Origin of the sequence: Kitasatospora sp. NPDC056531, assembly GCF_042794375.1 — a bacterium.
Classification (GTDB): Bacteria; Actinomycetota; Actinomycetes; order Streptomycetales; family Streptomycetaceae; genus Kitasatospora.
Map to the genome: position 1 here is coordinate 84,226 of NZ_JBHTTU010000024.1, position 16,638 is coordinate 100,863.

Consider the following 16,638-nt stretch of genomic DNA (forward strand, 5'->3'; position numbering starts at 1 on the left):
CGGTCCACCGGTCAGGCCTCCGGCGTCCCCGGTACGCCGTCACATGCGTCAGATGCCCAACACCTTGCGGAGATCGTAGGAGAGCGGCTCCTCCAGCTGCGCGTAGGTGCAGCTCTCCGGCGAGCGGTCCGGCCGCCAGCGGCGGAACTGCGCGGTGTGCCGGAACCGGGTGCCCTCCATGTGGTCGTAGGCGACCTCGACCACCCGCTCGGGGCGCAGCGCGATCCAGGACAGGTCCTTGCCGCCGGTCCAGCGGCTGACCGCGCCCGGCAGCCGCCCCTCGGTGTGGGCCGTCTCCTCCGCCCAGGCGCCCCAGGGGTGCTCGGACAGGTCGTGCATCCGCAACGGGGCCAGCTCCTCGACCAGTTCGCGGCGGCGGGCCATCGAGAACGCGGCGCAGACGCCGACGTGCTGGAGCTTGCGCTCGTCGTCGTAGATGCCGAGCAGCAGCGAGCCGACCACCGGGCCGCTCTTGTGCTCGCGGTATCCGGCCACCACGCAGTCGGCGGTGCGCTCGTGCTTGATCTTGAACATGGTCCGCTCCCCCGGCCGGTACGGCTGGTCCAGCGGCTTGGCCACCACCCCGTCCAGCCCGGCGCCCTCGTACTCGGCGAACCAGGTCCCGGCGAGGTCGCGGTCGGTGGAGGCCGGGGCGGTGAACACCGGGTCGGCGGCCCCGGCGAGCGCCGCCTCCAGGGCCGGGCGGCGCACCGACAGCGGCTCGTCCACCAGCGAGTCGTCACCGAGGGCGAGCAGGTCGAAGGCGACGAAGGAGGCCGGGGTCTGCTCGGCGAGCAGCCGCACCCGGCTCGCCGCGGGGTGGATGCGCTCCAACAGCTCCTCGAAGCGCAGCCGCCCGTCCCGGGCGATCACCACCTCGCCGTCCAGCACGCAGCGGGGCGGCAGCTCGCGCTTGAACGCCTCGACCAGCTCGGGGAAGTACCTGGTCAGCGGCTTGCCGGTGCGGCTGCCCAGCTCGACCTCGTCGCCGTCGCGGAACACGATGGTGCGGAAGCCGTCCCACTTGGCCTCGTACTGCATCCCCGGTGGGATCCTGGCCACCGACTTGGCGAGCATCGGCGCCACCGGCGGCATCACGGGCAGGTCCATGCGTCAGATCCTCGCCCGGTTCGCCTCGGGGCGCGCGCCGGGCACGGCGCGCTTAGCGTGTGGAACATGGGCTCAGCCGTGGAACTGGAAGTCGCCGGGCGGACCGTCCGACTGTCGAACCCGGACAAGGTGTACTACCCCGAGCGCGGCTTCACCAAGCTGGACGTCGCGCAGTACTACCTGGCCGTCGCCGACGGGGTGCTGCGCGGGCTGCGGGACCGGCCGACCACGCTGCAGCGCTTCCCCGACGGGGTGGACGGCGAGTTCTTCTACCAGAAGCGAGCGCCCAAGGGCCTGCCGGACTGGCTGCCCACCGCCCGGATCGACTTCCCCAGCGGCCGCTCCGCCGACGAGATCTGCCCGACCGAGCCGGCCGCCGTGCTGTGGGCGGCGAACCTGGGCTGCCTCACCTTCCACCCCTGGCCGGTGCGGCGCTCCGACACCGACCACGTGGACGAACTGCGGATCGACCTCGACCCGCAGCCCGGCACCGACTTCCGCGACGCCGTCCGCGCCGCCCACGAACTGCGCGCCCTGCTGGAGGAATACGGGCTGCGCGGCTGGCCCAAGTCCTCCGGCGGACGCGGCCTGCACGTCTACGTCCCGCTGGTGCCCGAGTGGACCTTCACCGACGGGCGGCACGCGGTGATCGCCCTCGGCCGGGTGCTGGAGCGGCGGATGCCCGGGAAGGTCACCACCGCCTGGTGGAAGGAGGAGCGCGGCGAGCGGATCTTCGTCGACTACAACCAGATGGCCCGGGACCGCACCATCGCCTCCGCCTACTCGCTGCGCGCCCGCCCCCGCGCCACCGCCTCCACCCCGCTGCACTGGGAGGAGCTGGACGACGCCTCCCCGGAGGACTTCGACCTGCGCACCGTCCCCGCCCGTTTCGCCGAACTCGGCGACCTGAACGCGGAGATGGAGCAGCACGCGTTCCGGCTGGACGGCCTGCTGGAGCTCTACGACAAGCAGGTGCACGACGAGGGCCTCGGCGAACTCCCGTACCCGCCCGACCACCCCAAGGCGGAGGGCGAGCCGACCCGGGTGCAGCCGAGCCGGGCTCGCAAGAAGTCCTAGCCCACTGGCACCCTTCGGAGGTTGTGCGCCCTTGTCGGTGGCCTTCGGTAGATTGACCTTGTGCACCTTCGGTACTCCTTTCGCATCTACCCGACGGCAGGTCAGTGTGCCTCGCTGGCAAGGACGTTCGGGTGTGCTCGGGTGGTTTACAACGACGCCCTCGCGGTGCGGAAGGAAGCCCGGCAGGCTGGACGGCCGTACCCCAAGAGCACGGATCTTCAGAAGCTGGTGATCACGGCGGCGAAGACGACCGCTGACCGGGCCTGGCTCGCCTCGGTCGGCGTGGACCCGCTGATCCAGTCCCTTCGGGATTTGGACACCGCGTACCGGAACTTCTTCGACTCGGTGTCCGGCAAGCGGCAGGGCCGACAGATCGGACTGCCCCGGTTCAAATCGCGGAAGGACAGCAGGCAGAGCCTGCGGTTCACCCGCAACGGGTTCCGCGTCCGGTCGAACGGAAAGTTGAATCTGGCGAAGATCGGCGACGTGCGGGTGAAGTGGTCCAGGGCGCTGCCCGCCGACCCGTCGTCCGTAACGATCGTTCTCGACCCTGCAGGGCGCTACCACGCCTCCTTCGTGGTGGACGTCGAGCCCGAGCACCCACTCGAGGTTCAGGCCGAGATCGGTATCGACCTGGGCCTGACAACATACGCCGTCCTCTCGGACGGCAGCGTGATCGACAACCCTCGCTTTCTCCGCAACGCGGAGAAGAAGCTCAAGGCCGCGCAGCGGGAACTGTCCCGCAAGGCCAGGGGATCGAAAAACTGGGCCAAGGCCCGCATCAAGGTCGCCAAGGCACACGCCAAAGTGGCCGACACCCGCAGGGACTGGCTACACAAGCAGACCACCAGGCTGACCGGCGAAAACCAAGCCCTCTACCTGGAAGATCTGAACGTGCGCGGCCTCGCCCGAGGCCCGCTCGCCAAGTCCGTCCACGACGCCGGATGGTCCACCTTCCGACGCATGCTCGAAGAGAAGGCAGCCCGCTACGGGCGGCATGTCCACGTTGTGCACCGCGCGTTCCCGTCCTCCCAGCTCTGCTCGGAGTGCGGACACCGCGACGGGCCCAAGCCCCTCGCGGTACGCGAGTGGGCCTGTCCGGCGTGTGGGGTGCTGCATGACCGTGACCTCAACGCTGCTCGGAACATCTTGGCCGCCGGGCAGGCGGACAGGCTAAACGCCTGCGGAGGGCCGGTGAGTCCTGGCGTGGCGATCCCACGCCAGGCACGGCCCGTTGAAACAGGAACCCACCGGAACGCCAGCGGCACTGGGCGCAAGCCCCGCGCCGCAGGCGCGGCCGGAACCCCCGTGCCTTAGCACGGGGAGGATGTCAAAACGACCGCTACCACCACCGTCCTCCGCACCGTCCCCGCCAGGCCGAACTGCGGCAACTGCTGTTCTGGCGCTATCTGCTGGTCTATCGGCGCGCACGGCGATCAACTGGGCGGGACGGCACTTCCGGGAGGGGACTGCAATGGGCGTACGGGCACTGGCCGAGATCCTGGCGGACGCGGCGGGCGGGGTGTTCCCGCCGCCGGACGGGTCGGTGACGGTGGTGCCGCAGCCCTCGCCACGCGAGGCCGGGGTGGTGTCCTTCGCCGCGCACGCCGTGGTGTTCACCGACGAGGACCCGGCCTGGGTGCACGACACCCTCGCCGCCGACCCGGGCGACCCGCTGGCGGCGCCGCTCTGCCCGCCCTTCCTGACCGCCTTCGCCGAGCGCACCGGACGGACCGTCAACAACATCGACCTGCTCTCCGTCGCCGACCGCCTCCCCGGCGAGCCGCCGCTGCGACTCAGCCCGGTCGAGGATCGCGAGCACCCCCGGGTGATCCGGGCGCTGCGCTACCGCGAGGACGTCCGGGTGTACGAGGCCGACGGCGGTGTGCTGGTCCTCGGCCGCGGCGTGGCCGGGCGCTGGGAGGCCGCCGTCGAGGTCGACCCGCACGCCCGGGGCCGCGGCCTCGGCCGCGCGCTGGCCACCGCCGCCCGGCACCTGCTGCCGGAGGGCGGGGTCGTCTGGGCCCAGCAGGCCCCGGGCAACGCCCCCAGCGTCCGCGCCTTCCAGGCGGCGGGCTACCGGCCGGTCGGCGCGGAGGCGCTGCTGGTGGTGGGGCGGCCGTAGGGCGCCGGTGTCAGTGAGCCGACTCGGTCCACAGCACCCGGACCCGGTCGGCTGCGACGTCGTAGCCGAGGAACGGCACCCGCCTGTCGCCCTCGGAGTACGTCGGCACCGACCTGCCCAGCCGCCGTCCGATCGCGGCCAGGAAGCCGCACAGGACGTCCAGCCCTTCCTGGCCTTGGAGTTGGCCGAGGTCGATGTCGAAATCGATCCGCTCGTCACTGCGGAACCGGAAGATCACGCCGACCTCGGGGCTCGGCCGCACGCTCAGGACCGGGCACACGCGACCGGCCCGCCGGAACGGTACGGTCTCGGCGCGCGGCAGCGGCAGGGCAAAGCAGCCCACGATGAACTCATAGGCCCAGCCCTGCTCCTCCACCAGGTCGAGCAGGGCCTGCCAGTCCGCCACCGTCGTGTCCGCGATGCGCATGTCCGGGAGCCAGCCCTCGCCGGCCTGGTCGAGCAGCCACGCGACGTGGTCGTCCCAGAGCAGGTCAGCCATGCCGCCATCCTGCCCGGAAGCACCGGATCAGCGCTCGATCGTCTCCCATCGCTGGTTGTTCCCCCCGTTGGACGCCCACTGGGTCGCGTTCACGCCGTTCGCCGTGTCCCAGGCGGCGATCTCCAGCACCTTCACGCTGTTGTTGTTGGTGATCATCCACCCCTCGGTCGGGCTGTTGCGGCTCCACGACCAGCTCTGGTTCATGCCGCGGGTGCAGGTCCACTGCCGGGCAGGTGCCCCGCCGTCCGTCCGCCAGTCCGCGATCTCGAGGCAGAGGCCGCTGTTCAGGTTGACGAACGCGCCCGGTATCCCGGAGGCGAAGTTCCACACCTGATTGGCGCCGCCGTGGCAGTCCCACTGGCGCACCGGCGCGCCCACATCGGTGCGCCAGTCCGCGACCTCCAGGCACTTGCCGCTGTTCGCGTTCCGCAGCATCGCCACCTGCGGGGGAATGCCGTTGGGGAAGCCAGGCGGGAAGGAGTCCGCGACCGCCGCCGGGGCGCTGACGGCCACCAGCACGGCGGCGCCGAGCGCGGCGGGCAGGAACGAGCGGCGAGCTGCGCGGTTCATGTGCGGAGTCCCATCGGCGAGTCGGAGCGCGGTCGATGTCCGACGGGCACCCGCGCACGACGGCACGGCACATCGGAGGCTACTCCCCCGCCCGCCGCCCGGATCCCCCCGAACGATCCCGCACCCTACTGCGTGGTCCCGGCACGATCCACCGGAATTGCACCCTCCGGCGCCAGCTCGGCGATGATCCGGACGGCGTCCGCGATCTGCCCGTCCGTCAGGTCTCCGCGCGCCGTCAGCCGCAGTCGGCTGATGCCGTCCGGGACGGACGGCGGGCGGAAGCAGCCGACCGCGAGGCCGGCCCGGCGGCAGTCGGCGGCCCAGGCGACGGCGGCCTCGGGGCCAGGGGCGCGGACGGAGACCACGGCGGCGTCCGGCTCGCAGGCCTGCAGGCCGGCGGCGGTCAGGCGGCCGGCGAGGGTGCGGGCGACCTCGCGGGCGCGGTCGGCGCGCTCCGGCTCGGCGCGCAGCAGGCGCAGCGCGGCGAGGGCGGCGCCGGCGGCGGCCGGGGCGAGGCCGGTGTCGAAGATGAAGGTGCGGGCCGTCTCGGTGAGGTGGCGGATCACCCGGCGCGGGCCCAGCACGGCGCCGCCCTGCGAGCCGAGCGACTTGGAGAGGGTGACGGTGGCGACGGTGTCCGGCTGCCCGGCGAGCCCGGCGGCGGCCAGTGCGCCGCGCCCGCCGGGGCCGAGGACGCCCAGCCCGTGGGCGTCGTCCACCAGCAGCGCGGCACCGTGCGCGCGGACGGCCTCGGAGAGCCCGCGCAGCGGCGCGGCGTCCCCGTCCACCGAGAACACCGAGTCGGTGACCACCAGCGCCCGCCGCTGCGTCCGCCCGGCCAGCACCTCGGCCACCGCCGCCGGGTCGCTGTGCGGGGCCCGGTGGACGTCGGCCCGGGAGAGCCGGCAGCCGTCGATCAGCGAGGCGTGGTTGTAGGCGTCGGAGACGATCAGCGTGTCCGGGTCGGTGAGCGCGGTGAGCGCGGCGAGGTTGGCGGTGTACCCGGAGGAGAACACCAGCGCCGCCTCCGCCCCGCAGAACTCGGCGAGCTCCTCCTCCAGTTCGGTGTGCAGCGCGGTCGTCCCGGTCACCAGCCGCGAGCCCGTCGACCCCCCGCCCCATCGCAGCGCGGCCTCCGCCGCCGCCTCCGTCACCACCGGGTGCCGGGTCAGCCCCAGGTAGTCGTTCCCGGCCAGGTCCAGCACCGGGTCCTCCGCCGCCCGGCTGCGCAGCGTACGGGTCAGCCCGGCGTCGGCGCGCAGCGCGGCGGCCTCGTCGAGCCAGTCGAAGACCTGCGCCGGGGCGAGAGCGGTGTGCGATTCGGACGTGAGGGGGAGGGTCATGCCCGGCACTCTGGCACGGGCGGCGAACGGGGATCAATGTGCCGCTCGGCACATGATCGGTGGGGTCCACTGGCCGGTCGTGACAACCGGGCCACCGCCTCCCGCCGCTCCAAGGCTTTGCCCGAGGCGGCGGCGAGCAGGCAAGATAGCCGGGTGACCCTCCTTGATCTGATGCCGAAGCCCGCCACGCCCGATGCGCTGTACGAGACGTTCGCAGCCTGGGCGGAGGAGCGGGGGATCACGCTGTACCCGGCGCAGGAGGAGGCGCTGATCGAGCTGGTGTCCGGGAACAACGTGATCCTGGCGACGCCGACCGGTTCGGGCAAGAGCCTGGTGGCGGCGGGTGCGCACTTCGCGGCGCTGGCCGAGGGGCAGCGGACCTTCTACACCGCCCCGATCAAGGCGCTGGTCTCGGAGAAGTTCTTCGACCTGGTGAAGATGTTCGGCACCGAGCAGGTCGGCATGATGACCGGCGACGCCAGTGTGAACCCGACCGCGCCGATCATCTGCTGCACGGCCGAGGTGCTGGCGCAGATCGCACTGCGGGACGGTGCGCGGGCGGACATCGGCCAGGTGGTCATGGACGAGTTCCACTTCTACGCCGAGCCGGACCGCGGCTGGGCCTGGCAGATCCCGCTGCTGGAGCTGCCGCAGGCGCAGTTCCTGCTGATGTCGGCGACCCTCGGTGACGTCCGCCGCTTCGAGGAGGACCTGACCCGCCGCACCGGCCGTCCGACCACGGTGGTCCGCAACGCGACCCGCCCGGTGCCGCTGTTCTACGAGTACCGCCGCACCACCATGCACGACACCCTGGAGGAGCTGCTGCAGACCGGCCAGGCGCCGGTCTACGTCGTGCACTTCACGCAGAAGGAGGCGGTGGAGCGGGCCCAGTCGCTGATGAGCATCAACATGTGCTCGAAGGCGGAGAAGGAGGCCATCGCCGACCTGATCGGCAACTTCCGCTTCACCACCAAGTTCGGCCGCAACCTGTCCCGTTTCGTGCGCCACGGCATCGGCGTGCACCACGCGGGCATGCTGCCGAAGTACCGTCGACTGGTCGAACGCCTCGCCCAGGCGGGCCTGTTGAAGGTCATCTGCGGCACGGACACGCTCGGCGTCGGCGTCAACGTGCCGATCCGCACGGTGCTGTTCACCGCCCTGTCCAAGTACGACGGCACCCGGGTCCGAATCCTGCGCGCCCGTGAGTTCCACCAGATCGCCGGACGGGCCGGGCGGGCCGGCTTCGACACCGTCGGCCAGGTGGTCGCGCAGGCGCCCGAGCACGTGATCGAGAACGACAAGGCGATCGCCAAGGCCGGGGACGACCCGAAGAAGAAGCGCAAGGTGGTGCGCAAGAAGGCGCCGGAGGGCTTCGTCGGCTGGACCGAGGAGACCTTCGACAAGCTGATCGGCGCCGACCCGGAGCCGCTGGTCTCCCGGTTCAAGGTGAGCCACGCGATGCTGCTGTCGGTGATCGGCCGCCCGGGCAACGCCTTCGAGGCGATGCGCAAGCTCCTCACCGACAACCACGAGGACAGGGCCGCCCAGCGCCGCCACATCCGCACCGCGATCGCCATCTACCGCTCGCTGCTGGAGGGCGGCGTGGTGGAGCGGCTGCCGGAGCCGGACTCCGAGGGCCGGATCGTGCGCCTCACCCTGGACCTCCAGGAGAACTTCGCGCTCAACCAGCCGCTGTCCACCTTCGCGCTGGCCTCCTTCGAGCTCCTCGACCCGACCTCGCCGTCCTACGCGATGGACGTCATCTCGGTGGTCGAGGCGACCCTCGACGACCCGCGCCAGATCCTCGCCGCCCAGCAGAACAAGGCGCGCGGCGAGGCCGTCGGCGAGATGAAGCGGGACGGCATCGAGTACGAGGAGCGGATGGAGCGGCTCCAGGAGATCACCTACCCGAAGCCGCTGGAGGAGCTGCTCACCCACGCCTACGACGTGTACCGCCGGGCGCACCCGTGGATCGGCGACCACCAGCTCCAGCCCAAGTCCGTGGTGCGCGACCTGTACGAGCGGGCGATGACCTTCTCGGACTACGTCGGCTTCTACGAGCTGGCGCGCACCGAGGGCATCGTGCTGCGCTACCTGGCGGGCGCGTTCAAGGCGCTGGAGCAGACCGTCCCCGAGGACGTGAAGACCGACGACCTCAAGGACGTCATCGCCTGGCTCGGCGAGCTGGTCCGCCAGGTCGACTCCAGCCTGCTGGACGAGTGGGAGCAACTGGCCAACCCGACCGAGCCGCAGGCCGCCGAGGTGCGGCTGGACGACAAGCCGGCGCCGGTCACGGCCAACGCGCGCGCCTTCCGGGTGCTGGTGCGCAACGAGATGTTCCGCCGGGTCGAGCTGTGCGCGCTGGAGCACTACGAGGAGCTCGGCGAGCTGGACGGCGAGTACGGCTGGGACGCGGACCGCTGGGCGGACGCCATGGACGGGTACTGGGAGGAGTACGACGACCTCGGCACCGGCCCGGACGCGCGCGGCCCCAAGATGCTGATCATCGAGGAGGAGGACTCCGCCTGGAAGGTCCGCCAGATCTTCGACGACCCGGAGGGCGACCACGACTGGGGCATCAGCGCCGAGGTCGACCTGTACGGCTCGGACGAGGAGGGCCGCGCGGTCCTGCGGGTGACGGCGGTGGACCGGCTCGGCGGCTGACCGCCCGTCAGGATCGCGGTTGAGTGACCGTCAAAAGGGGCCCGGCGCGAGCGCGCCGGACCCCTTGGCGTTTGTCACATCCAGACAAACGGCTGACCCGCCGCGTAGGACAGCGCCCGGGTGGCCTCGTCCAGGTTCGGCTCGCCGCCGGAGGCGGTCGGCGTCGGGGTGGACGGCGCCGGGTTCGAGGAGGCGGTGTCGGCCGGGCGGGCGTCGCCGGGGCGGGAGCTGGTGACGGTCACGTAGTGGCCGACCGCCTCGACCCGGGCCTCGCTGCCCGGCTTGGCGCTGCCGGCGGACGGGGCGGGCGCGAAGTTGGTGTCGGCGAGGATGAAGGCGACCGCGCCGGGCTTGCCGCGCAGGGTGTCGGCGGCCCTGGCGGCGGCGGCCTGATCGGCGAAGCGCAGCAGGGTGACGCTGCTGCGCACCGGGTGGTCGACGCCGGTGAAGCTGACGATCAGGTAGGCCTGGCAGCCGCTGTCCTTGAGCAGCTCCTGGGTACCGTCCTGGAGCACCTCGTCGCACTTCTCGCCCCGCCGGATGCCGCCGCGCCGGGCCTTGTAGCCGGCGGCCTCGACCGTGCGCTGGGCGGGAAACAGGTTGTCGGCGTTGAGGGCCTCGGGGTCGGTGGTCGGCGGCGGGTTGCCCACCACCGGGGGCGTGCGGGCGGAGTCCTTGGCGGAGGGGCCGAGGCCGGGTATGTAGTCGCCGGGCATCGGGCGGGTGATGATCCATCCGCCGGCCGCGACCACGCCCACCATGACGACCCAGCCGACCGCCCGGCGGCCGGTCAGCCGCCGGCCGCGCCTGCTGCGCTCAGTACCATCGGCGCCCTCGGCGCCCCCGCCGGTCCGCTGTCCTGCCTGGCCGTCCTGGCCTTCTCCCGGAGTCGGGGTGCGCTCCCCCTGCGTGGTCATGGCGCAGATTCTAAGCATCCCTCGGGTGGCCTGGGTCACTGGGTCGGGGGTTGTGGATCTTCGCCCCGCACGCCCCTCCGCACACCCAGCCGCTACCCGTCAGTAACCGCCCTCCCGGGCCCCCGTCAAGCGCGTGACCAGCGCCGACGCCGTGAGTTTCGACACTGTGGCAATCGGCACATCCTTCCGGCGATCTTCTGGCGGGTTTGCTCTGGCGCGATTCGAGCGCCAACAGGCAGGATCGGCCCCATGGATCTGCTCGATACCCTCACCGCCAAGGGCCTGCGCGGCGAAATCCCCACCCGCGAGGAGGCGCTGGCCGTCCTCGCCACCACCGACGACGAGCTGCTCGACGTGGTCGCCGCGGCCGGCAAGGTGCGCCGCCGCTGGTTCGGCCGCCGGGTCAAGCTCAACTACCTGGTGAACCTCAAGAGCGGGCTCTGCCCCGAGGACTGCTCCTACTGCTCCCAGCGGCTGGGGTCCAAGGCCGAGATCCTCAAGTACACCTGGCTCAAGCCGGACCAGGCCGCCGACGCCGCCCGTGCCGGCGTGGCCGGCGGTGCCAAGCGGGTCTGCCTGGTCGCCAGCGGCCGCGGCCCGACGGACCGTGACATCGACCGGGTGACCGACACCATGGCCGCCATCAAGGAGGCCGACCCCGAGGTCGAGATCTGCGTCTGCCTCGGCCTGCTCTCCGACAACCAGGCCGAGCGGCTCAAGGCGGCCGGGGCCGACGCCTACAACCACAACCTCAACACCTCCGAGGGCACCTACGGCGACATCGCCACCACCCACACCTACGCGGACCGGGTGGACACCGTCCAGAAGGCGCACGGCGCCGGCCTGTCCGCCTGCTCCGGCCTGATCGCCGGCATGGGCGAGACCGACGAGGACCTGGTCGACGTGGTCTTCGCCCTGCGCGAGCTGGGCTCGGACTCCGTCCCGGTCAACTTCCTGATCCCTTTCGAGGGCACCCCGCTGGCCAAGGAGTGGAACCTCACCCCGCAGCGCTGCCTGCGGATCCTCGCGATGGTCCGCTTCGTCAACCCCGACACCGAGGTGCGGATCGCCGGCGGCCGCGAGGTCCACCTGCGCACCATGCAGCCGCTCGGCCTGCACATCGCCAACTCGATCTTCCTCGGCGACTACCTGACCAGCGAGGGCCAGGCCGGCCAGGCCGACCTCGACATGATCAAGGACGCCGGCTTCGAGGTCGAGGGCGCCGGCGAGGCCACCCTGCCGCGCCACCGCGCCGACATCGCCGAGGCGGCCCAGGCCGGCGGCTCCTGCGGCACCGCGGCCTCGGCCTGCGGCAGCGGCGGCGGCTGCGGCCCGTGCGGCGGGCACGCGCACGCCGAGGCCCCCGCTGCCGAGGCCGCCACCTCGGAGAGCCCGGAAGGCGACGACGAGCTGCGCAGCGACCTGGTCAAGGTCCGCCGCCGCGGCGCCGGCACCGAACTCGCCCCCAACGCCTGACCCTCCGGAGAGACCTCACCATGTCCCAGCTGTCCGCGGACACGCTGCTCGCCCTCGACCGGGCGCACGTCTGGCACCCGTACGGGCCGATGCCCGGCACCGTCACCCCGTACGTGGTCGAATCCGCCTCGGGCGTCAGACTGCGCCTGGCCGAGCCCGTCGCGGACGGCCGGCGCGAGCTGGTCGACGGGATGTCGTCCTGGTGGGCGGCGATCCACGGCTACCGGCACCCGGTCCTGGACGAGGCGGTGCGCGAGCAGCTGGGACGGATGAGCCACGTGATGTTCGGCGGGCTCACCCACGAGCCCGCCGTCCGGCTGGCGGCGAAGCTGGTCGAGATCACTCCGGAACCGCTGCAGCACGTCTTCCTCGCCGACTCGGGCTCGGTGTCCGTCGAGGTCGCGATGAAGATGTGCCTGCAGTACTGGCAGTCGATCGGCCGCCCGCAGAAGCGCCGCCTGCTGACCTGGCGGGGCGGCTACCACGGCGACACCTTCCACCCGATGTCGGTCTGCGACCCCGACGGCGGGATGCACCACCTGTGGGGCGGAGTGCTCCCCGGGCAGCTCTTCGCCCCGCAGCCGCCGACCGGTTTCGACGCCCCGCTCGATGCCGAATACGCCCAGCGTTTTGAGGCGTTGATGGAACGCCACGCCGACGAGCTGGCCGCCGTCATCGTCGAGCCGGTGGTCCAGGGCGCGGGCGGGATGCAGTTCCACTCCCCCGCCTACCTGCGGATGCTGCGCGAACTCTGCGACCGCTACGGGGTGTTGCTGGTCTTCGACGAGATCGCCACCGGCTTCGGCCGCAGCGGCGCCCTGTTCGCCGCCGACCACGCCGGGGTCTCCCCGGACGTGATGTGCCTGGGCAAGGCCCTCACCGGCGGCTACCTCACGCTGGCCGCCGCGCTGTGCACCAGCGAGATCGCCGACGGCATCAGCCGCGGCGAGATGCCGGTGCTCGCCCACGGCCCGACCTTCATGGGCAACCCGCTGGCCTGCGCGGCCGCCAACGCCTCCCTGGAGCTGCTGCTCGGGCAGGACTGGGAGGTCGAGGTCAAGCGCATCGAGGGCGGCCTGCGGGACGGCCTCGCCGCCGCGCGCTCCGTTCCGGGCGTGCATGACGTACGGGTCCGAGGTGCCATCGGCGTCGTGCAGTTGGACCACCCGGTGGACGTCTCGGCGGCGACCGAGGCGGCCGCGCGCGAGGGCGTCTGGCTGCGGCCCTTCCGGGACCTGATCTACACGATGCCCCCCTACGTGACGGAGGACGAGGACGTGGCACGGATCGCTGCCGCCGTGACCGCCGCGGCGGTGGCCGGGTGAGCGCGCGCATCCTGTTCGTGACGGGCACCAACACGGACGTCGGCAAGACCGTCGCCACGGCGGCCGTCGCCTCGGCGGCGCTGCAGGGCGGCCTGAAGGTCGCCGTGCTCAAGCCCGGGCAGACGGGCGTGGCGCCCGGCGAGCCCGGTGACGCGGCCGAAGTCCAGCGCCTGGCGGGCGAACTGACGATCCGTGAGCTGGTCCGCTACCCCGAGCCACTGGCCCCCGACACCGCCGCCCGGCGGGCCGGGATGCCGTACCTCTCGCCCGCCGCGGTAGTGGCCGAGGTCGCCGAACTGGCCGCCACCCACGAGCTGGTGCTGGTCGAGGGCGCGGGCGGACTGCTGGTCCGCTACGACGACGAAGGCCGCACGTTGGCCGACCAGGCCCGGGCCGTCCTGGACGCGGGCCTCGACGCCGAGGTGCTGCTCATCGCCTCGGCCGGACTCGGCACCCTGAACATCGTCTCGCTCACGGCGGAGGCCCTGGCGGCCCGCGAACTCCCCCTCGCCGGGGTCGTGGTCGGCTCCTGGCCCTCCTCCCCCGGCCTCGCCGACCGCTGCAACCTCGCCGACCTGCCGCGCTCCGCCGGCGCCCCGCTGCTCGGCGCCCTGCCGGAACGGGCGGGCGCGGCCGAGGACTTCGCCGCCCTCGCGGTCGCCTCGCTCGCCCCCGAACTGGGCGGCAGCTGGGACGCGGAGCACTTCGCACACGTCCACCGGCCGGAATAGGCCGGAACAGCCCCGGCTTCGCTCGAAGGTGTGAAGTCGGTCCCCGAACCGTGCACGGCGCGGGTACCGGCTCAATACCGTTCCGGGTATGACAGACGGGCTGACCGTGGACGAGGCCCTGCGGGCCTTGGCCGCCCTGGAGGCGGCGTGGAAGGACGACGACGAGGCGCTGTCCGCCCTTGCGGCGGGCGGCGCCGACGAGCGGCCGCTGCCGGCGCTGGTCGCCGCGTACGGCGAGCACGCGATGGACACCCTGATGGCCCTGGCCTTCGGCCTGCGGTCCGGCATGAGCGACGAGGAGATCGCCGAACTCTCGGACGCCGTCAGCGCCAACATCGGCGCGCGGATGAGCGCCCTGCTCGCCCAGACCCTCAAGGCCTGGGGCACGGGCGCCGCCCCGGACGACCTCAAGGTGACCAAGGCGATCGCCCACACCGTGATCGACGCGATGCGGGCCGTCACCGAGGACCCCGGCAAGACCGAAGTCCTGCCCCTGCTCGCGACGTTCCGCAGCTACGCCCTCAACGACAACTGAGGGATCGGAATCCGGCGCGGGCTTCGAGACCCCTCGAAGCCCGCGCTTTCGAGCACGTCGGCGCCGGAAAGCGATTGGCGCCTGCCGACAGTTCCCCGCAGGTCTGGCCCGATCCGTTCGCCGGTGCCGGCTCAGCGGCAGCGCCGCGCCCAGTAGGCGTAGGTGACGGCCAGCAGCAGCGGCCCCCACAGGACCAGCAGGCTCTGGCAGCACACTGCCAGTACCCGCCACGAGTTGTTGGTGTAGAGCAGGCCGGGGATGACACCGAGCATCCCGAGCGCCCAGTCGACCAGTACGCCGGTCAGCACCAGCCCTCCGAGGGTCGCCGGCACGATCGCCGCAGCCGGCGCTACCCGCCGGCCGCCGATCACCGGGACCCAGCCGGGCACGACCTCGCCCCATCCGCGCACCAGACCGAGGGAGAGCAGGGCGAGGCACTCCGAGACCGTGCTCAGGGCGAAGACGTACGGCGCGATCACCCACCAGCTGTACGTCGTGTCCTGCACCGTCCCCATGGTGAAGCCGAACGCGAACGGCAGCCGCCACAGGCACGCGGGCAGTCCGACCAGGGGAATGGCCCGCGCCATCGCGGTGGCCCAGCGCGGAACGGGTCGCTCGGTGCCGCCTGCGGGGAGAGCGGCCGAGGGCATTGTCGCCGTTTTCATGCTCACAGCCTTCGGCGTCAGCCGATTCGCCGGCATCGTCCTGGTGGACGATGCCGGCGCCTCTGAAGGGGGAAACCCGTCCGGAACTCCAGTCCCTTGGCGGGAACACCTATCGCGATATATCGTGAGTTCTGTTCGCGCCGCTGCCCGCGTCGCGCGAAGACCTTCGTCAACCTCAGGACGGGAAGTATGCCGGGAGAGATCTCGACCGCCGGGATGCGCTCAGGCCACAGCTCGCAGCCCGGGATGCGGGCCTCCCACGCGGACCGGGACCGGGTGGCCGACCTGCTGAGCATCGCGGCGGGCGAAGGCCGGCTGACGTCAGAGGAGTTGGACCAGCGCCTGGAGGCCGCCCTGTCGGCACGGACGGTCGGCGAGCTGACCGAACTCACCGCCGACCTGCCGCCCGTGCCGGCCCTTGCCGGCGGGGTTGTGGCGGAGGCCAAGGACGTCGTCCGGATCGACCAGAAGTTCAGCCCGGTCAAGCGGGTGGGGCGCTGGGTGGTACCGCGACGGCTGGAGCTCTCCACGGAATTCTGCGCGGTGACACTCGATTTCACGCAGGCGGTGATCACCCAGGACACCTTGCGGATCGACCTGGACATGCGCGGCAAGACCCTGACGCTGATCGTCAAGCCCGGCATCGTGGTCGATTGCGATGGCCTGAGCCTGGAGTTCTGCAAGGTCAAGGACCATCAGGTTCCGGACCCCGGTACGCCGGTCGCGCTGCGGGTGGAACTGGTCGGCACGAAGAGCTTCGGTCGCGTGGTTGTGCGGCAGCCACGGAGTACGGCCGGCAAGTGGCTGCTGCGGAAGCCGGCGCCCCTGCCTGCCGGCGACTGATCGTCATTCCGACCTTGGGCGCGGGCTTCGAACTCCTCGAAGCCCGCGCTTTCATCGTCGGATCCTCATCCACCCCGCTACAACGGAGAATCCACCCGTTGAAGCGGCAAGGAAGGTGAGAACGAACACGAGTGCGCTCGCCGCTTGGGGAATGCCGCCAGGAACCACGAGGGCAACGACTCCTGCGAGCAAGAAGCTCCCGGCGACGATGACGCCAGCGGCGACTACGGCCGCATACCTCTGCGGAGGACGACGACCAGCCGCTCGATGACGGTTGGTCGCGCGGCGCCGAGGTCGATCAGGATGACGCCGGTGGCCTTGGCCGAGCGCCAGTCGATGCCGAGGGAGGGGAGCTTGACGTCGGCGGCGCGCAGGACGACGTGGAGGTCGTCGAGGATGTCGGCCGCGATGCGACGGTCCTCGGTTGTGATCTTGTCGATCATGCTGCTCACGGGGCATCTCACAGGTGTTCGGTGTTCGTGATCCAACGCGCTTCGGCGTCCCACTCGATGCCGCCGCCGAGGGACCGGAGGAAGACGCGCCCGTGCTGCCAGCCCATGAAGGCGGCCCAACGGCCGGAGCGGACATCGAAGACCCGCTCGCCGACGGTCGAGGGTCGGTAGGGCCGGGACGGCGGGGCCACCCCCCACACACGAGGCACCGCCCAAGAGACGGAACCCGCTCTCCCCCACCATTCCTGGACAGCATCTCCCCCCCCCCGGCCCCCACCAGGAGGAAAATTTCTCCCCCAGACGAGG

At 71.9% G+C, this 16,638-nt stretch carries 17 protein-coding genes; 9 read left to right on the plus strand and 8 right to left on the minus strand.

Features of this window, described 5'->3' with window-relative positions; genetic code table 11:
• Nucleotides 1-48 precede the first annotated feature (48 nt).
• Entirely contained in the window at nucleotides 49-1,110 is a 1,062-nt protein-coding gene (locus tag ACFQ87_RS21435) for an ATP-dependent DNA ligase (protein ID WP_380612381.1), read from the minus strand.
• 66 nt (nucleotides 1,111-1,176) lie between these two features.
• Between ACFQ87_RS21435 and ligD the strand changes: the two genes are divergently transcribed.
• From ligD to ACFQ87_RS21450, 3 genes are all read left to right on the plus strand, one after another.
• On the plus strand, nucleotides 1,177-2,187 hold the full coding sequence (gene ligD, locus ACFQ87_RS21440; RefSeq protein ID WP_380612382.1) for a non-homologous end-joining DNA ligase: 1,011 nt from the start codon (nucleotides 1,177-1,179) through the stop codon (nucleotides 2,185-2,187).
• A gap of 60 nt (nucleotides 2,188-2,247) precedes the next feature.
• Nucleotides 2,248-3,504 (plus strand): RNA-guided endonuclease InsQ/TnpB family protein, encoded by a 1,257-nt coding sequence (locus ACFQ87_RS21445; protein WP_380612383.1) that lies wholly within the window; start codon nucleotides 2,248-2,250, stop codon nucleotides 3,502-3,504.
• A 157-nt stretch (nucleotides 3,505-3,661) separates the two neighbouring features.
• Nucleotides 3,662-4,312, plus strand: coding sequence for a GNAT family N-acetyltransferase (locus tag ACFQ87_RS21450; RefSeq protein ID WP_380612384.1), 651 nt, complete (start codon nucleotides 3,662-3,664; stop codon nucleotides 4,310-4,312).
• Nucleotides 4,313-4,322: 10 nt separating this feature from the next.
• On the opposite strand, the gene ACFQ87_RS21455 is transcribed toward ACFQ87_RS21450, so the two are convergent.
• The 3 genes from ACFQ87_RS21455 to ACFQ87_RS21465 all read right to left on the minus strand — a co-directional run bounded on the left by ACFQ87_RS21455 (nucleotide 4,323) and on the right by ACFQ87_RS21465 (nucleotide 6,724).
• Nucleotides 4,323-4,811 carry a hypothetical protein gene (locus ACFQ87_RS21455; RefSeq protein ID WP_380612385.1) on the minus strand — a complete coding sequence of 163 codons (489 nt, stop codon included), beginning with the start codon at nucleotides 4,809-4,811 and terminating at the stop codon, nucleotides 4,323-4,325.
• A 27-nt stretch (nucleotides 4,812-4,838) separates the two neighbouring features.
• Nucleotides 4,839-5,381 (minus strand): RICIN domain-containing protein, encoded by a 543-nt coding sequence (locus ACFQ87_RS21460; protein WP_380612386.1) that lies wholly within the window; start codon nucleotides 5,379-5,381, stop codon nucleotides 4,839-4,841.
• A gap of 125 nt (nucleotides 5,382-5,506) precedes the next feature.
• Nucleotides 5,507-6,724, minus strand: a complete 1,218-nt coding sequence (locus tag ACFQ87_RS21465; RefSeq protein ID WP_380612387.1) for an 8-amino-7-oxononanoate synthase — start codon at nucleotides 6,722-6,724, stop codon at nucleotides 5,507-5,509.
• 171 nt (nucleotides 6,725-6,895) lie between these two features.
• On the opposite strand from ACFQ87_RS21465, the gene ACFQ87_RS21470 reads away from it, so the two are divergent.
• Nucleotides 6,896-9,388, plus strand: coding sequence for a DEAD/DEAH box helicase (locus tag ACFQ87_RS21470; protein ID WP_380612406.1), 2,493 nt, complete (start codon nucleotides 6,896-6,898; stop codon nucleotides 9,386-9,388).
• Nucleotides 9,389-9,462: 74 nt separating this feature from the next.
• Here the strand turns inward: ACFQ87_RS21470 and ACFQ87_RS21475 are convergent, their stop codons facing one another.
• Entirely contained in the window at nucleotides 9,463-10,305 is an 843-nt protein-coding gene (locus ACFQ87_RS21475; protein WP_380612388.1) for a hypothetical protein, read from the minus strand.
• 249 nt (nucleotides 10,306-10,554) lie between these two features.
• Here ACFQ87_RS21475 and bioB point away from each other — a divergent pair, with 249 nt between their 5' ends.
• The 4 genes from bioB (at nucleotide 10,555) to ACFQ87_RS21495 (ending at nucleotide 14,372) form a co-directional block, all read left to right on the plus strand.
• The gene (gene bioB / locus ACFQ87_RS21480; RefSeq protein ID WP_380612389.1) at nucleotides 10,555-11,781 is read left to right on the plus strand and encodes a biotin synthase BioB; all 1,227 of its coding nucleotides are present in this window, start codon (nucleotides 10,555-10,557) and stop codon (nucleotides 11,779-11,781) included.
• A 20-nt stretch (nucleotides 11,782-11,801) separates the two neighbouring features.
• The gene (locus ACFQ87_RS21485; protein WP_380612390.1) at nucleotides 11,802-13,106 is read left to right on the plus strand and encodes an adenosylmethionine--8-amino-7-oxononanoate transaminase; all 1,305 of its coding nucleotides are present in this window, start codon (nucleotides 11,802-11,804) and stop codon (nucleotides 13,104-13,106) included.
• Nucleotides 13,103-13,837, plus strand: a complete 735-nt coding sequence (gene bioD, locus ACFQ87_RS21490; protein ID WP_380612391.1) for a dethiobiotin synthase — start codon at nucleotides 13,103-13,105, stop codon at nucleotides 13,835-13,837. Before ACFQ87_RS21485 ends, bioD begins: the two co-directional genes overlap by 4 nt.
• A gap of 88 nt (nucleotides 13,838-13,925) precedes the next feature.
• Entirely contained in the window at nucleotides 13,926-14,372 is a 447-nt protein-coding gene (locus ACFQ87_RS21495; RefSeq protein WP_380612392.1) for a hypothetical protein, read from the plus strand.
• Nucleotides 14,373-14,503: 131 nt separating this feature from the next.
• On the opposite strand, the gene ACFQ87_RS21500 is transcribed toward ACFQ87_RS21495, so the two are convergent.
• Entirely contained in the window at nucleotides 14,504-15,037 is a 534-nt protein-coding gene (locus tag ACFQ87_RS21500; RefSeq protein ID WP_380612393.1) for a hypothetical protein, read from the minus strand.
• Between the two features lie 189 nt (nucleotides 15,038-15,226).
• On the opposite strand from ACFQ87_RS21500, the gene ACFQ87_RS21505 reads away from it, so the two are divergent.
• Nucleotides 15,227-15,880, plus strand: a complete 654-nt coding sequence (locus ACFQ87_RS21505) for a DUF1707 domain-containing protein (RefSeq protein WP_380612394.1) — start codon at nucleotides 15,227-15,229, stop codon at nucleotides 15,878-15,880.
• 224 nt (nucleotides 15,881-16,104) lie between these two features.
• Here the strand turns inward: ACFQ87_RS21505 and ACFQ87_RS21510 are convergent, their stop codons facing one another.
• Nucleotides 16,105-16,323 (minus strand): hypothetical protein, encoded by a 219-nt coding sequence (locus ACFQ87_RS21510; protein ID WP_380612395.1) that lies wholly within the window; start codon nucleotides 16,321-16,323, stop codon nucleotides 16,105-16,107.
• 17 nt (nucleotides 16,324-16,340) lie between these two features.
• Nucleotides 16,341-16,541 carry a hypothetical protein gene (locus ACFQ87_RS21515; RefSeq protein WP_380612396.1) on the minus strand — a complete coding sequence of 67 codons (201 nt, stop codon included), beginning with the start codon at nucleotides 16,539-16,541 and terminating at the stop codon, nucleotides 16,341-16,343.
• Nucleotides 16,542-16,638: the final 97 nt, after the last annotated feature.

What these genes read in the sequence shown, in the direction of transcription:
- ACFQ87_RS21495 (WP_380612392.1), top strand. Translation starts at nt 13,926, where the DNA reads ATGACAGACGGGCTGACCGTGGACGAGGCCCTGCGGGCCTTGGCCGCC.
- ACFQ87_RS21510 (WP_380612395.1), bottom strand. Translation starts at nt 16,323, where the DNA reads ATGATCGACAAGATCACAACCGAGGACCGTCGCATCGCGGCCGACATC.
- ACFQ87_RS21465 (WP_380612387.1), bottom strand. Translation starts at nt 6,724, where the DNA reads ATGACCCTCCCCCTCACGTCCGAATCGCACACCGCTCTCGCCCCGGCG.
- ACFQ87_RS21460 (WP_380612386.1), bottom strand. Translation starts at nt 5,381, where the DNA reads ATGAACCGCGCAGCTCGCCGCTCGTTCCTGCCCGCCGCGCTCGGCGCC.
- ACFQ87_RS21470 (WP_380612406.1), top strand. Translation starts at nt 6,896, where the DNA reads ATGCCGAAGCCCGCCACGCCCGATGCGCTGTACGAGACGTTCGCAGCC.
- ACFQ87_RS21455 (WP_380612385.1), bottom strand. Translation starts at nt 4,811, where the DNA reads ATGGCTGACCTGCTCTGGGACGACCACGTCGCGTGGCTGCTCGACCAG.
- ACFQ87_RS21450 (WP_380612384.1), top strand. Translation starts at nt 3,662, where the DNA reads ATGGGCGTACGGGCACTGGCCGAGATCCTGGCGGACGCGGCGGGCGGG.
- bioB (WP_380612389.1), top strand. Translation starts at nt 10,555, where the DNA reads ATGGATCTGCTCGATACCCTCACCGCCAAGGGCCTGCGCGGCGAAATC.
- ACFQ87_RS21500 (WP_380612393.1), bottom strand. Translation starts at nt 15,037, where the DNA reads ATGAAAACGGCGACAATGCCCTCGGCCGCTCTCCCCGCAGGCGGCACC.
- ACFQ87_RS21435 (WP_380612381.1), bottom strand. Translation starts at nt 1,110, where the DNA reads ATGGACCTGCCCGTGATGCCGCCGGTGGCGCCGATGCTCGCCAAGTCG.
- ligD (WP_380612382.1), top strand. Translation starts at nt 1,177, where the DNA reads ATGGGCTCAGCCGTGGAACTGGAAGTCGCCGGGCGGACCGTCCGACTG.
- ACFQ87_RS21485 (WP_380612390.1), top strand. Translation starts at nt 11,802, where the DNA reads ATGTCCCAGCTGTCCGCGGACACGCTGCTCGCCCTCGACCGGGCGCAC.
- ACFQ87_RS21475 (WP_380612388.1), bottom strand. Translation starts at nt 10,305, where the DNA reads ATGACCACGCAGGGGGAGCGCACCCCGACTCCGGGAGAAGGCCAGGAC.
- ACFQ87_RS21505 (WP_380612394.1), top strand. Translation starts at nt 15,227, where the DNA reads ATGCCGGGAGAGATCTCGACCGCCGGGATGCGCTCAGGCCACAGCTCG.